Origin of the sequence: Sphingomonas sp. So64.6b (genome assembly GCF_014171475.1) — a bacterium.
GTDB lineage: Bacteria > Pseudomonadota > Alphaproteobacteria > Sphingomonadales > Sphingomonadaceae > Sphingomonas > Sphingomonas alpina_A.
Genome location: NZ_CP048817.1, coordinates 3,379,074 through 3,393,161, shown reverse-complemented (window position 1 = coordinate 3,393,161; position 14,088 = coordinate 3,379,074). Strand labels below are relative to the sequence as shown.

Here is a 14,088-nt window from a genome sequence, read left to right as displayed (position 1 = left end):
CCGCCACCGCTCTGCCGCTGATTGTCCGAGGATCCATGTCATGAACGCAGCCGCTCGCATCCCGCTCGACGACATTGGTGTCGAGCCGCCACCGCGCCCGGAGGTTCGCGCCAAGGTGCAGGAACTGCTCGCCGCGACGCCGGCCTTTCATCAGCTGCCGTCGAGCCAGCAGATGCAGGTTGCGCGCGACACCGCGCGGATCGCCGACGCATTGGTCGGCCAGGCTGCGCCGGGCACCTCTTCCGTATCGTCTCAGGCAATGGCGGGCGGGGTCGACCAGTATGAATCGGACCAGGCAGCGGTCGATGCGATCGGCAACGATCCCTTCACCGCCGGGGCCGCGCGCGAAGGCGCGGCGATCGCCGGCGAGTTCATGAGGCAGGTCAATTTCGTCGAATTCGTTTCGGGGCTGATCGATGGCGTATTCAACTCGATCGTGACGTCGAACATCCAGCAGATGGAGGCGTATTCGAAGATGGTCTCCGACGTCTCGAAGTCGCTCAACCAGTTCCGCGACGACAATACGACGTCGGACGACGGTAAGGATCAACTCTGCGAGGCGTTTCCGGATGTGTTCGACGTCGGGCCCGACACTTTTACCGGGGGCACGCAACCCGTTCTCAAGCTGAAGGACGGGGTGGATCAGGACGCGGCACTCGCCAATGTCGCCGGCACGCTCAACCAGCACGCCGACAAGCCGATCGAGTCGATCGACGTGTCCGATCCGGAGGTGCAGGAAACGCTGATCAAGGCGGCGCGCGGGCAGATCGCCACGTCGCGGCAGCAATTGCTCGCGACGATGGTGCTGATGGGCCTGTCGCGCATCGTCGTGACCAACGGCAAGATCTCGGCGAAGATCATGTATGATTTCAACGCGTCGAGCCAACGGCAGCTTTCGCGCACCGCGATGGCGCGCGACTATGCGCGCGATGCGCAAGGCAACCTGTTGAAGATGGGTACAACCGAAACCGAGAATGAGACGAGCGACAAGGGTTCGCGCTCGAGCAATAGTTCTTATGAGGCTGGAAAGGGTAGTTATACTGGCACTTACGACGCCGATTACTACACCAAGGGCAAGTATAAATATACTGAGAAGCCGGTCATGACCGCGCAGTCCATGGCGAGCGAGACGCAGAACGACAATTTCTCCGCCAAGGCGAGCCTGATGGGTGCGGTCGAGGTCAATTTCAAATCGGACTATATGCCGCTCGACAAGATGGCGACGCCCGAAATGATGGCGGCGATCCAGATGCGCTCCAAGCCGATCGATCACAACAAACCGCAATATACGCCCGGCCCTGCGCCGGCGCCGGTCGCCGCGCCGCCGCCGCCCGCGCCGGCTCCCGCACCGGCGCCGGCAAGGGTCTGAGCCATGACCGCCGCATCCGTCATCGAACGCCACGAGGTCGCGGTTCAGCCGCCGACCGGCCTGTCTCCCGATGCGCTGGCCCGCGTGCGCCCCAAAGTGCAGTCGATGCTGACGCAGATTCCCGCTTATGCGCAGATGACGAACGAGGAACAGGCCAAGCTCGCGCACGATATGGTCAAGGTGCTCGCCTATATGGACGACCCCAACCGCATCGTCGAACAGACCGCCCCTGTCATGGCCCCCGTCCTGGCCGAAGCACAGGCCGACGCCAATGAACAGACGCGCAAGAACCTGTCCCAGTCGCCCGGTTTTGCCGGTAAGGATTTCGTTGCGGGCGCCGCGGCACAGGGTACCGACCAGTTCGTTCGCCTGGTCAAGGAAGTCGATTTCCCGGCCTTTGTCGGCGGGCTGATCAACAATGTGTTCAAGACGATCGTGGAAACCTCGATCGAACAGATGCGCGCCTATGGCGAGCTGGTCGCCGCCGTCGCGAAGACCGCAGAAGATTATATGGCCGAGAATATCGGCATGGGTCAGGGCCGCGATTATCTGGCGCAGCGCTTCCCCGATCTGCTCGACGTGGATATCGACGATGAGGGCAATTCGAAGTTGAAGGTGACCTCGGACGATGAGGAAGCCGCTCTGGCCGAAGTGCATTCGACGCTCGGCATGAGCGGGGAAGCGGCGACCGATCTTTCCGAAGAAGAGACCGAGATGGCGCTGGTCAATGCGGCGCGCCTGACCATGGCCAAGTCGCGGCAGCAGCTTCTGGCATCGATGGTGATGCTCGGGATCAACCGTATCGTCGTGACCGACGGCTCGATCGTCGCCAAGGTGAAGTTCGACATGCGCGCGACCGATGAAGCGAAGCGCGGCTATCGTGCTTCGGCCTATGATCGCCAGACCAGCAGGAACAAGAATGTCAGCGCCTTTGGCGGCGGGTTCCTCGGTTTTGGCGGTGGCTCGGTCAACGTCAACGAACAATCGCATGTCGCGACCGTCAGCACTGGTGTCGACGAGACGAGTGAATCGAAGCTCGATCTGACAGCCAAGCTGCAGGGCGAGGTCCGGGTCAACTTCAAGTCCGATTATCTGCCGCTGGAGAAGATGGCGACGCCCGAGATGATCGGGGCGATCCAGGGCAATTCGCAGCCCACCCCGCCGCGCAACATGGCGCGTTCCGGAGCGACGCCGACGCCTGCCGCGCCGGCGACGCCGGGGCAATGACCGGCGTGGACACCCGGTCGCTCACGACGGCGACACCCTTCGGCCTGCGCCGTGCGCTCGAAGAGGCCGAAAATCTGGTGCTGGCGGCCGAAGCGCACAGCGTGATGATGGCCGAGCTTGGCCAGATCGACTTGCCTCCGGCGGAGCGCGCCGATGCGATGCAGCTCCGCGCGATCGCCAGCCTGTACCTTGCCTCGACGCTTGAGGCGGCCGGCCTGATCCAGGCTGCCGACGACCTGACGCGGCTGGTGCGGACCGGCGCGCTGGGCGGGGATCTTGGCGAAGCGGCGGCGCTGATCGAGACATTCTGGGATGGACGGAACGACCGCGCGAACGAAGCCGAACGCCTCGCGCTGTTCGGCCGGTTGTTTGGGGCGCCGGCCGGGCCGGACGATGCCGCCGGCGGCGCGAATAGCGACTTCGAGGAAATGCTGCTCGATTTGTGCGACTCGATCATGAAGGCGGTCGATGGCGGCGGCCAGGGACGTGCCCGCGCCGCCGCTGCCCGTCTGGCGGAAAACGTCGCGGCGGCGTCGAATGACATGGTGCAGATGCTGGCGCGTGAAATCCTGCAATCGCTGGGTCAGGCGATCGCGATTCTCAATCATCCTTCGGTGCGTGCGATGCTCGCCGCGCGAACGATGTGGGATGCGGTGACCGCGATCGATCGCCGCTTTCGTCGGACGTCACGGCCGACGCTGACGCATCTGCGGCGCGGGCGCGCGGGGATGGCGGTGCTGGCCTGGCTGGCCGACCATGTCGATACGATCGAGGGAGGCGGTGGGTCGCTGGTCTCCAACGGCGATCTCGTCGTCGACGCGGCGATCGACTGGGTCGACGAAACGCTGTCGATCGTGCGCGGTGAAAGCGAACAACCGGCTGTATCCGCCCGCGCTCCGGCGGGCGGCAGGGCACCGGATGCGGGCGGGTCGGCCTGGCGCGACCTCGGGCGCTGACATGATGACGACCGCGCCCGCCACCGCGGCTTTGGCGCAACCGCCCGGCCATGTCCGGGCGGTGGTTCACGACGCGCTGACTCAGGCGCAGGGGTTCGAACAGGTCGCGCCGGACGACCGGCGGACGATCGCCAACGCGCTGGTCCGCATCGCGCATGCGGCAAAACTGCTGGAGGAAGAGAGCAGTGCCCCGGCGCCGCAAATGCCTCCGGTCGCTCGCGCCATGGATGCGGCAGGACATTATGGCGGTTCGGCGGTCGAGGGGATGGCGGGCACGACGCGCCGCATGCTGCAGGCGATCAGCTTTCCGCGCTTCGTCAACGAACTGATCACCGGCGTTTTTCGCGCGATGGTCGAAACCAACCAGCAGCAGCTGCAACAATATGTCGAACTGGTTCGCGGGGTCTCGCAGTCGCTCGACGGATTTTCCTCGCTCGGCGGGAGCAGCGACGACCCGGCGAAGCGCTGGCTCGCGCAGCAATTTCCGCAGAGTTTCGCGGTCGAGGAACCCGAGCCGCCCGACCCGCGCGACGTGCCCGACCCGGAGGACGAGCCCGAACCAGTGCGGCTCACGACACGCGGCGCGCCGCCGAGTGTCGACGCCATTCGTGCGGCGCTCAGCCTGGAGCCGGGCACGGCGGTGCCGACCGGCGCGCAGGAACTCGTGCCGTTCGTGCGCGCGTCGCTCGCGCGCAATCGTCAGCAGATGCTCGCCACCATGGTGCAGATGGGCATGCAGCGCATCGTGATCGATTCGGGCCGCATCAACGCATCGATGCGCTTTCACATCGACGCGAGTTCGGCCGCCGAGGAACAGTCGCACAGTGGCTTCGACACGCGGACGACGATGGGCGCGAGCGCATCAGGCGGCATCGGTTTATGGAGCGCATCGGCTTCGGTGAATACGACGATCGGCTATGTCCGCACCGACGATGTCGCGACGCGCGAGCAGACCAACGCATCCGCCGACCTCAACAGCTCGGTCGAGCTGCATTTCCGCACCGATCAGGTGCCGCTCGACCGCATTGCGTCAGAGCAGACGGTCGAGCGCCTCCGCCTCAATACGCTCAACCCCGAACGCGAATTGTCGATCGCGGCGGAAACCGATCGCGCCCGCATCACCGCCGATCAGGCGGCCAACACCGCGCGCGGGGCCAACCGCCCGCCCGCGCTGGCGCCCACACCGCCGCCGCCACCGCCGAGCGCGGTCGATTCCGCGATCGGCGCGCTTACCGGCAGGGGCGCGGGAGGGGCAGCCGGGAGCGGCGCGGGCGCCGGTTCGACCTCGGGTGCCGGTTCTACCTCCGGGGGTGGCGCAGCTGGCGGCTCGACCACTACAGGCGCCGCCCGGACCGGTGCTGGGTCAGGCAGCCCCCCGGGCGGAACAACGACCGGTGGCGCTGGAGGCACCGCACCGGTCGCCGGGAGCGGTGGAACCACTACCGGCGGGACAGCGGTCGGGGGCGGTGCACCGGGCGGCGCCGCCGCTCCAAACCCGCCCGCCGGCGCCGGGTCGCCGGCATCCGGCGGATCGACCACAGCCGGCACCGCGACGGCTCCGGCCGGCGGTGGTGCGGCGGCGATACGGACCTGAATTGCGCTGTTGCGGAGCCAGCTATGTCCCGCGCGGCACACCGGCGATTGCAATCAATGTTCGCGATCCGCCGTTCAGTCGTTATTGGCCTGTGCGTCAGCAAGCAGGGATATCTTCATGACCATTACCCGTATCGATGCCGGCCCACGCATGAGCCAGGCGGTCATTCATGGCGACACCATCTACTTCGCCGGTCAGGTTGGGGCACCGGGCGAGTCCGTGATCCGGCAGACTCACGCTGTGCTCGCCCAGATCGACGCGTTGCTGGCGCGCACCGGAAGCGACAAGGATCACTTGCTCAGCGCGACCATCTGGCTTGCCGACATGGCCGATTTCGCGGAGATGAACGCGGTCTGGGACGCGTGGATCGCGGGCGCGCCGGCGCCGACCCGGGCAACCGGCGAAGCAAGGCTGGCAACACCCGATTATCGGGTGGAGATCATCATCGTCGCTGCACGGGCCTGACCCGAGCCCGGCCGATTGCGGGGACAGGACCATTCCACAGCCGACAGGCTTGAAAGCGGACCGTGACACAGCTGCCATTCGGACCGCCCGCTTCATGGGTACTGGACAATATTCGTGCCCTGAGACATGCGACACCATGCCCAAAGGAGCGGACGCGCCAGTCTCAGTGACCGATCCCATAACGCCCGCGCCCGGGCGTCCGGCGACGCCTACGCGGCCACAACCGCGTCGCGGCATTGGCTTTGATCTCACTCTTGCACCCGAATTGGACAGGGCCGTCGGATTTCGACTTCGGCGCTCGGTAAGCGTGGCGGACGGACTATTTTCGGAAGTGTTCGCACCGCTGGATATCACGACTCAACATTATGCGATTCTGATGACGATCCGTCACAATCCCGGCTGTCCGCCATCGGCCCTGTCGAGCCTGCTGCACATTACGCCGAACAACCTGGTGCCCCATATCGACGGCCTGGTAAGCCGCGGCTATGTCGGGCGAACGTCGAGCGAGACGGATCGGCGGATCAAGCATTTGCGTTTGACCGAATCGGGCGAAACATTCGTCCGGCTTTTGGCCCGAAAGCATGATGAAGTGCGCGCGCGGGTCGAAGCGCGCATGGGCACGGAGAATGTCGCCAAGCTGCTGGAGCTGTTGTCGCTCTACAGCGACGGCTGATTCAGGAATTCAGATGTTGGGCAAGGGCGTCGTTGAACGCCGCCGGATTCTCGATGTGCGAAAGATGTGCCGCGTGCGGCAATATGGTGCTGTGCCCGTGCCTCACGCCAGCGGTGATAATCGGCACCGAGGCGCCACGCGGGCCATCCTCGGCACCGCCGATCACGAGAGTTGGGGCGCCGATCCGCGCCAGGTCCGCGCGCAGGTCCACGTCGCGGAGCGCGCGCGTGTTGCCGATATAGCCGAGCGCGGCCATCGTTGCCATGTGGCCGATGAGCATCTCGACCTGTGCCGGCGCAGCCTCGCGAAATCCGTCGCTGAGCCAGCTGGTGATTGTGCTGCGCGCAATGTCGGCCATGCCGTCGGCCCGCGCTTGTGCTGCCAGCTCATCCCAGACGGGCTTGTTCGGGATGAATGCCGTGGTGTTCGCCAATACCAGCCGGTCGATCCGTTCCGGAAAATTGGCGGCGAGCCACATCCCCGTCATGCCACCTTGGGACACGCCCACGAAATCGGCACGCGTGATGTCCAGTGCGTCAAGGATCGCCAATGCATCGGCACCGAGCATCGCGACCGAATAGTCGCCTGGCGGCGCATCGCTCGCGCCGTGGCCGCGAGTATCGAAGCGGATGACGCGGCGCCCCGCGAGCGCGGATAGCTGGCCGTCGAACGTCTCCAGCCGGCCGCCCAGATAATGCGACAACAGGATCGGCTTGCCGTCTTCGGGCCCGTCAACGACCACGTTCAGGCGGCAGCCGCTGCTGGTGACGATGTGCATTAATGGTCTCCGGTGGCTCAGCCCGGCCAGCGCTGCGACGGCGTCCATGGCGAGGGCATGTAATAGGGAACGGCGATGAAGGTCGCCTCCACCGCGGTGATGCGGCCGGCCTTGATCTTGAACAGCTCCAGCACGCTCCAGCTATGCGGTTCGCGGAAGATCGACTTCATCTCCGTGCCGTCGGTCAGCGTATAATTGTCGAGCACGCCCTTATGATCGATGAACGCACGGCTCATCACCAGCCCGCGCGCTTCGTCGACGACGACGAAATCGCGGTCGCGCACGCGTTCGTTGAAACGGTAGCGACCGAGGCGGAACAGCTTCTCGACGTCGGGGAAGGCCATGCCATTCTCGAACCGGACGCAGTCGGGCGAGAATGCAGTGTCGCGGATTTCACCGGTGTTGTTCTCCAGTGTCGACCAATAACCATTGGCGATGCCGATCAGCGCGGCGCGCGACATGCGTTCGGCGGGTTCGACCGGCTGGAGCAGGCCGGGGTCGTGGCGGAAATCCTCGATCTTGCCGATCGGCGTGGGCGGCCCCGACAGGTTGCGACGGGTCGACAGGATATGCTCCGCCTCGACGATCTCGCCATTGGTCACGCGCAGCCGGATCGCCAGAAAGCCGGGCACGTCAAGCATGCGAATGGCGGTGAAGATGCCGATCGTGCCCGCGACGACATCGACCAGCGTCAGCGCGGGGCCGACTTCTTCCGCGACGCTGTCCCAGCTGCCGTCCGGAAACGGCAGTGCGACATTGTTCTCGCTGAAGCGGACATGAGTCGCGATCGGGGCGAGCGTCGGATCATGTGCGACATAGGCCGCGCGATAGGCGTCGGCGATGCGGTGCAGGCCCTTGGTGTCGATCATGCCGCTTCCTCTTCCATGTCGCGCAGGTCCGCCACCAGCCGGCTGGAAGCGAATATCAGGATGATCGCCGCGACGAACGCGCAAATGCCGCCCAGAACCATCGAATAGCGGATCGCGTCGGCGCCGTACGTGCCTGCCCAGCGATCGTTCAGCCAGCCGATCGCGAGCGGACCGACGATCTGCCCGACCATGTTGACGCAGAACAGGAACAGCGCGGTTGTCGTCGCGCGCATATGCGTCGGCACGATCGCGGCGAGTGCCGCATAGGTCGGGCCGAAATGGATCACGCCGGCGAACGATGCGATCGCCAGCCCGGTAAAGGCGACCGGCAGATCGTCCGACAGCAGGAAGACCAATTCGGCCGGCATCGCTATTGCGGCCCCGATCGCCGGCACCAGCAACAGCCAGCGCGGGTTGCGCCGCGCCGCCCACGCGGTGATCGCGCCGCCGAAGATTACGCCGACGATGTTGGCGAAGCCCTTGATCGGTCCGAAGCTGGCGCCGGCCTCGGCCGGGCCGAAGCCGTGCACGCGCATCAGAAAGGTCGGCGTCCAGGTCAGCACCGCATAGGCGTTGATCGCCAGCAGCGCGCCCGCGACACAGATCCAGGGATAGCTGCGCCGCGTCCGCAGCTTGGCCCAGACGTCGCGGAAAGGCAGCTTCGGGGCGGGGCCGCCGCGACGTGCGGGTTCAGGCACGGTCAACCACAATATCGCGGCCATGACGATGCCGATCCCGCCGGCGACGAAATAGGTGACTCGCCAGCCATGATGCTGCGCGATGATCCCGGCGATCGGCAGCATGAACAGAGCCGCGATGCCCGACCCGGCGGTCATGATCGACAACGCGAGCGGGCGGCTGCGCGCGCTGAAACGGTCGGAGAGCAGCGCAGCGCTGGGCGCGATCCCCGCTGCCTCTCCTGCGCCCATCAGGAATCGCGAAAGCGCGAGCTGTGCCACGCTGGTCACCATGCCGGTCGCGACCGTCATTGCGCTCCACGCCGCGCAGCCGGCGGCCAGGATGTTGCGACGGTTGGATCGATCCGCCAGCCGCGCGATCGGCACCGCAAGCCCCGAATAGAGCAGCACAAAGGCGAAGCCGGTGATCAGGCCCAGCATCGTGTCCGACAGATGCAGGTCCTGCTTGATCAGCGGCAGGACGATGCTGAGGATCGTGCGGTCGAGGAAGTTGAGCGCATAGATGATCGTCACGATCGCAAGGGTGTAGACCGAGATCGGCGTCCAGGACCGTTCGGTGGCGTCGTCGGGCAGGGTGGGCGAGCCGTTCACGGTGCTCATCCGAAATCCAGCTGGTTGTCGTGATACCAGCGGCCATGGACCTGCACGTTGGAGCGGAACGGCAGGATCACTCGCGCGACCGCCCCGTCCTCGGGGTGCTGCGCATCCGCGACGATCAATTCGGTACGCATCTCGGCATAGTTGCTGGCGGTACCGATCAGCCACCCATCGCCTTCCGCCGCGCCGGCATGGCGTGGCACGAAGGTCACTTCCTGCAAGGCGTGCGTCGGCCCGGCGAAGAACGAGCGCATCGTCCGATCCTGCATGTCGAACACCCCATAGCTATTGGTGATGCGCTTCACCCCCGTACCCAGCTGAGCACGATCGAGCGGTTTCGTCTCGTCGTTGAACGACGTGTAGGCATAGCGTGTCTTGCGGCCGAGAAAGCGTTCGTCCACGCGGCCGAGATCGACCACCGGGATATCGGGAAAGACGATTTCCTCGACAAAGCCGTCATCCTTCGACCCCAAGTCGAACGTCAGTCGGCGAATGAATGAGCGGCTCTTCACGGGATCCCATTTCGATCCGTCGGCGAAGGGAAAGAAGGGGAACGGATTGGATTCGAACATCGGCGCTTCCAGTATCACCTTGTCGCCCACCGTATAGGCGTTGAACGTGTGGACCACCGCGCGCGTCGGTCCCTTGAACCAGCGCAAGTCGCGAGCGTCGCCATCACGCGGCAAGATCCCGAAATAGGTCGGCGCATCCGAATCCCACGTCCAGTGGATCTTGCCCGCGCGCAGCCGCTCGATATCCGTGACATAGCCGAACACCGGAAAGATGACGTGGCGTTCGGTGATCGCCCAGTCATGGACCATGCTGACATAGGGCATCTTCAACCGCGTCTCGCGAGTCACGTGGCCCGCCTTGTCGATGCAGTAGAAGAACAGGTCGTCGCTGGCGAGGCCGGTCGCCTCGTACCCGAAGGTCAGCATCTCGCCGGTGACAGGGTCGATCTTCGGGTGCGCGGTGAAGGTCTGGCTGGCATAGGCGCCGCCGAAATCGTGAAAGCCGCGCGTCTCCAGCGTGATCGGATCGATCTCGATCGGGTGCGCATCTTCCTTAAGCGCGAAGAGCCGACCGGCATGCGCCTCCACACTCGTGTTCGCGACGGTGTTGCGCCATGGCTGTTCGACATTCGCCACCATCGGATCGCAATCATAGGGGTTGCGGTAATAGCCATAGAGCTGGCGCCCGGCGGCGCGATTGTTGCGCAGCCGCTCGGTGTCAATCCAGCGCCCGCGATAATCGACCCGGCCATTCTTGAAGCGGAAGCGGCTGATATAGCCGTCCTGGTTGAACACGGAATCGTCGGCATGCTTGGGCGGAAAGGCCCAGTCCCCGCCGACGCGCACGAACGCACCGCTTAGTCCCGCGGGCAGAATTCCCTCGACCGGGCAGTCGATCACGTCGGCCTCGAACGCCTGGGGCGCGAAGAAATCACTCATCTGCGACATTTGAATGGGCTCGATCTAGCTGGGGGACGGGGAGAAATCAGCGCGCGTCCCAGCCGGTGCCGGCGCGGTAGACATTGGCATTCAGGAACACGCCCTGCACGCGGGTGATGCCGCCATCCCGATACTTGAACGCCTGACCCAGCAAATTCTCGTTGGGGAATTGGGTGCGTTCCATATGGGGGTAATATTTGCCGTTCAGTGTCGCGCCCTTCACATCGCCGCGGCGACGGAAATTCCACACGCCGAACACCACCTGGCGTTCGACGTCGATCAACGGAAAGCGTGCATTGTCGTAACTGGTGATGAAGGAATAAATGCCCGTGCTCAGCTGCTCGCCCGGCGGCATCCCGAGCGTCGATCGCACCGCATAGAACCAGCTGTCCTCATCCTCGATCGGCTTTAGCGGATGCGGCCAATGGTCGTTCGGACCGATCGCCATCAGCGACCCGTTTTCCAGGCGCAGCGCGGATTTCGAATTGAACTTCACCTTGGTGCCGTCGCTGGTCGAGACGGCGCGCAGATAATTCTCTGTCTCAAGCGCGAGCGCGGCGCGGTCGAGCCGCGTGCCCTGCGCCTCGACCTCGAACCAGATCGGATCGACCGGCGGCATGGCCAGCGCAAGCGGTGCGCCGCGGTACAGGATCGTCTCGATCTCGGCGATCAGCCCGCCGACGACCTTCAGGCGCAGCGCGAGCAGGCCGCCCAGCCCGTTCTCGACGAACGACACGTGTGCCGCCGCCTGCCCGGTCTCCACGTCGATATAATCGACCCGATAGTCGCCCAGCTGGTCGAGCGTCACCCACAGCGCCTCGCCCAGCGGGATGGTAACGCCGTTCTCGGTGAAGCGGCACCCGTCAGCCAGCGGCAAAGCCGATGGATCATGCGCGGCGAGCGCGTCGAGATAGGTGGTGATTGCTCCCTCGAGCTGCGCACGCGTGAAGGCCGGAGCGGCGTCGGTCATGGTCATGTCCTTGGAAAGCGGATCGTGTCGGCGAGTAGTCGGGCGAAGTCCGCCATGTCCCGCTCGCGCTCGACCCGGTCGATGCGGTCGATAATGGCGTTCGCCTTCCCGGCGGCGATGTTGCCGGCAAAGGCGACTTGCTGGTGGAACTTTGCTTCCACCTCGGCGCGGGTCGAGCCGGCGACGTCCGGATAACGTCGCGGCTTGCCCGGCAGCGCTTCGGTGACGACCTGCCCGTTGGTGCGCCGCACTTCCAGCACGACACCCCGTGCGCCCGGTGGCAGCGGGGCAAGCGTTATGCGCGCGATGAGCGAGCGCAGCGCAGGCTGGCGCAGCGCGGCCGGGCTATAATGCTCCTGGCGCAGGTCACCGTGCAGCAGCGCGGTCGCGCAGGCGAAATAGATGTTGAAATTCGCCTGGCTGTGCGCGGACGGGCCCAGTTCGAGCGGCTTGGCGATGAACAGGTTCAGGATGTGCGGCGCGACCATCAGGCGCACCGAAGCGATGTCACCGGGGGCAAGCTGTTCGCGGTCGCGCAGCGCCAATGCGCATTCGATTGTCGGATGGTTGGCCGCGCATGAGGGCCAGGGCTTGAAGTAGATTTCGCCATGCCAATCGCGACCCAGCCGCCCGGTCAGCAATTCGGGTCGGGCGGCGCCGGGCGTGAACTGGCCATAGAAACCGCACGGCGCCATCAGGGGATCGGCCATGCCGGACCAGCCCGCCGCGGCCAGTTCGGCGGCCAGAATACCGTTGCGCGCTGCGGCCCCTTGCTGGACCTTCCATGCATTGCCACCGTCCCAGATGCTTTGCACCGTGCCGTGGATGGTGTCGGCCGCGAGGGCGATCGCGTGCCGCGTGCGCACCGCGTCCAGTCCGGCCACTCGGGCGGCGATTGCGGCGGCGGCCATGGTCGAATGCAGCGGCGCGCCGTCCCATCCATCGTTGAAATCGATGCCTGACGCCGCCAGCGTGCGCGCCGCCAGATCGTCGCCGATCGCCAGCGCGGTCAGGAACGCCTGACCATCGACCCGGTGCTGTTCGGCCAGCGCCAGCGCGGTCATCACCGTCGTCGGCGCATGATGCGACGGCACCTGCAGCCCGTCGACGACGACGGTCATCACCTCGAAATCGAACGTGCGGGCAAGGACGGCGTTGGCCATCGCCGCGTCGCGAGCCGCCGCGCGCTGCCCGGTTCCGAACACGCTCGCCGTCCCGCCCTCACGCTCACCGCCGCCCGCCACGACCCCCGACACGACCGCAGCCAGCGCGGCACTGCCTTCGCCGCGCAAGCCGCCGATTGCGCACCCGATCAGGTCGATCAGCCGCAGCTTGGCGTTGCGGATCGTCGTCGCGTCGAGATCGGCGAACCGCGCGGTCGCCACATGCGCGGCGATCGTCGCGCTGACGCCGCCGTCCGCGGCGCTCGGGCGCGGATGGCGCAGCGGACGGGGCGACGGACGGGGGGCACCGTTCACGGCATTTTGCGACGCGGCCGGGAACGGCAGCGTTGCCGCGCCCGCGCCGAGCGCCGCCGCCGTCACAAAGGCACGCCGATCCATGGTCAGAACTTCACGCTGGCGCCGACCGTAAAGGTTCGACCGATGGTGTCGTAATAGGCGCCGTTCGTCAGGGTGAAGAGCGTCGCCGAGGGCAAGGCGGGCGGATCCTTGTCGAGCAGGTTGTTGACCCCGCCGAAGAGACGGAAGTGATCGTCGATCTCCTGACTGAACTGCAAATTGACATAGGCGACGGCCGGTACGCGGTTGGTGTTGATCGAGGTCGATCGGCTGAGGTTCGCCGTCTTGTCGATCGCGCCGCCCGACAGCGTGGTGACTTGTCCGGTTGCCGCGAAACCGCCCGATGCATAGGTCAACGACGTGTTCGAGCGAAATTTGACGACCCCGACGTTGCTGTTGTCGCCGGCATAGTCGATCGTCGACGAACCATTGCCCAGGTTGCTGTCATAGCTGATGTTATAGGTGCCGGTGAACGCCAGCGTCAGGCTGCCCTGCCAGCCGCCGTTCAGCCGGTTGAGCGGCAGGCGGTAATTGCCGGCGATGTCGATGCCCTTGGGACGGACGGTCGCGGCGTTGATATAGTTCGACCGGAACGCGGTCGGCGTGTTGCCCGAAAAGGTGAACAGCGAACAGAAATACGCCTGGCCCAGGCTGCACAGCGGCCCCGCCGTCGCCGCCGCGACCGTGGTGATCGCGTCCTGCACGTTGATGTCGAAATAATCGACGCTGATCGTCAGGCCAGGGATGAAGCGCGGTTCGAGCACGACGCCGAACGTCGTCGTATCGGCCCGTTCGGGATTGAGCGCCGCGTTGCCGATGGTGGAGTTTTGCGGGATGCTCACCGATGCCATTGACCGTCACCGGCAGGTTGGTCGCGGCGCCGTTGCTGAACAGTTCGAAGATTGCGGGCGCACGGATGTC

General features: G+C 65.5%; 13 protein-coding genes. 6 read left to right on the top strand and 7 right to left on the bottom strand.

The window, feature by feature from the left end; genetic code table 11:
- Nucleotides 1-40: 40 nt before the first annotated feature.
- The 6 genes from G4G27_RS16275 (at nt 41) to G4G27_RS16250 (ending at nt 6,284) form a co-directional block, all read left to right on the top strand.
- The gene (locus G4G27_RS16275) at nt 41-1,369 is read left to right on the top strand and encodes a hypothetical protein (RefSeq protein ID WP_183109624.1); all 1,329 of its coding nucleotides are present in this window, start codon (nt 41-43) and stop codon (nt 1,367-1,369) included.
- 3 nt (nt 1,370-1,372) lie between these two features.
- The gene (locus tag G4G27_RS16270; RefSeq protein ID WP_183109623.1) at nt 1,373-2,596 is read left to right on the top strand and encodes a hypothetical protein; all 1,224 of its coding nucleotides are present in this window, start codon (nt 1,373-1,375) and stop codon (nt 2,594-2,596) included.
- Nucleotides 2,593-3,552, top strand: a complete 960-nt coding sequence (locus tag G4G27_RS16265) for a hypothetical protein (RefSeq protein ID WP_183109622.1) — start codon at nt 2,593-2,595, stop codon at nt 3,550-3,552. The genes G4G27_RS16270 and G4G27_RS16265 overlap by 4 nt, the downstream gene beginning before the upstream one ends.
- A 1-nt stretch (nt 3,553) precedes the next feature.
- Nucleotides 3,554-5,146 carry a hypothetical protein gene (locus tag G4G27_RS16260; RefSeq protein WP_183109621.1) on the top strand — a complete coding sequence of 531 codons (1,593 nt, stop codon included), beginning with the start codon at nt 3,554-3,556 and terminating at the stop codon, nt 5,144-5,146.
- A gap of 117 nt (nt 5,147-5,263) precedes the next feature.
- On the top strand, nt 5,264-5,611 hold the full coding sequence (locus tag G4G27_RS16255) for a RidA family protein (RefSeq protein WP_183109620.1): 348 nt from the start codon (nt 5,264-5,266) through the stop codon (nt 5,609-5,611).
- A gap of 376 nt (nt 5,612-5,987) precedes the next feature.
- Entirely contained in the window at nt 5,988-6,284 is a 297-nt protein-coding gene (locus G4G27_RS16250; protein WP_183109619.1) for a MarR family transcriptional regulator, read from the top strand.
- 1 nt (nt 6,285) lies between these two features.
- Here the strand turns inward: G4G27_RS16250 and G4G27_RS16245 are convergent, their stop codons facing one another.
- From G4G27_RS16245 to G4G27_RS24335, 7 genes are read right to left on the bottom strand one after another with little or no spacing between them, the layout of a single operon-like run.
- Nucleotides 6,286-7,062, bottom strand: coding sequence for an alpha/beta hydrolase (locus tag G4G27_RS16245; RefSeq protein WP_183109618.1), 777 nt, complete (start codon nt 7,060-7,062; stop codon nt 6,286-6,288).
- A 17-nt stretch (nt 7,063-7,079) separates the two neighbouring features.
- The gene (locus G4G27_RS16240; protein ID WP_183109617.1) at nt 7,080-7,931 is read right to left on the bottom strand and encodes a hypothetical protein; all 852 of its coding nucleotides are present in this window, start codon (nt 7,929-7,931) and stop codon (nt 7,080-7,082) included.
- Nucleotides 7,928-9,229 (bottom strand): MFS transporter, encoded by a 1,302-nt coding sequence (locus G4G27_RS16235; protein WP_183109616.1) that lies wholly within the window; start codon nt 9,227-9,229, stop codon nt 7,928-7,930. Before G4G27_RS16235 ends, G4G27_RS16240 begins: the two co-directional genes overlap by 4 nt.
- Entirely contained in the window at nt 9,226-10,686 is a 1,461-nt protein-coding gene (locus G4G27_RS16230) for a carotenoid oxygenase family protein (protein WP_183109615.1), read from the bottom strand. Before G4G27_RS16230 ends, G4G27_RS16235 begins: the two co-directional genes overlap by 4 nt.
- A 37-nt stretch (nt 10,687-10,723) precedes the next feature.
- Nucleotides 10,724-11,647: a hypothetical protein gene (locus G4G27_RS16225; protein ID WP_183109614.1), complete on the bottom strand. Its 924-nt coding sequence runs from the start codon at nt 11,645-11,647 to the stop codon at nt 10,724-10,726.
- A 2-nt stretch (nt 11,648-11,649) separates the two neighbouring features.
- On the bottom strand, nt 11,650-13,209 hold the full coding sequence (locus tag G4G27_RS16220) for an MmgE/PrpD family protein (protein ID WP_183109613.1): 1,560 nt from the start codon (nt 13,207-13,209) through the stop codon (nt 11,650-11,652).
- Nucleotides 13,210-13,211: 2 nt separating this feature from the next.
- On the bottom strand, nt 13,212-14,018 hold the full coding sequence (locus tag G4G27_RS24335; RefSeq protein ID WP_267134670.1) for a TonB-dependent receptor: 807 nt from the start codon (nt 14,016-14,018) through the stop codon (nt 13,212-13,214).
- Nucleotides 14,019-14,088 lie beyond the last annotated feature (70 nt).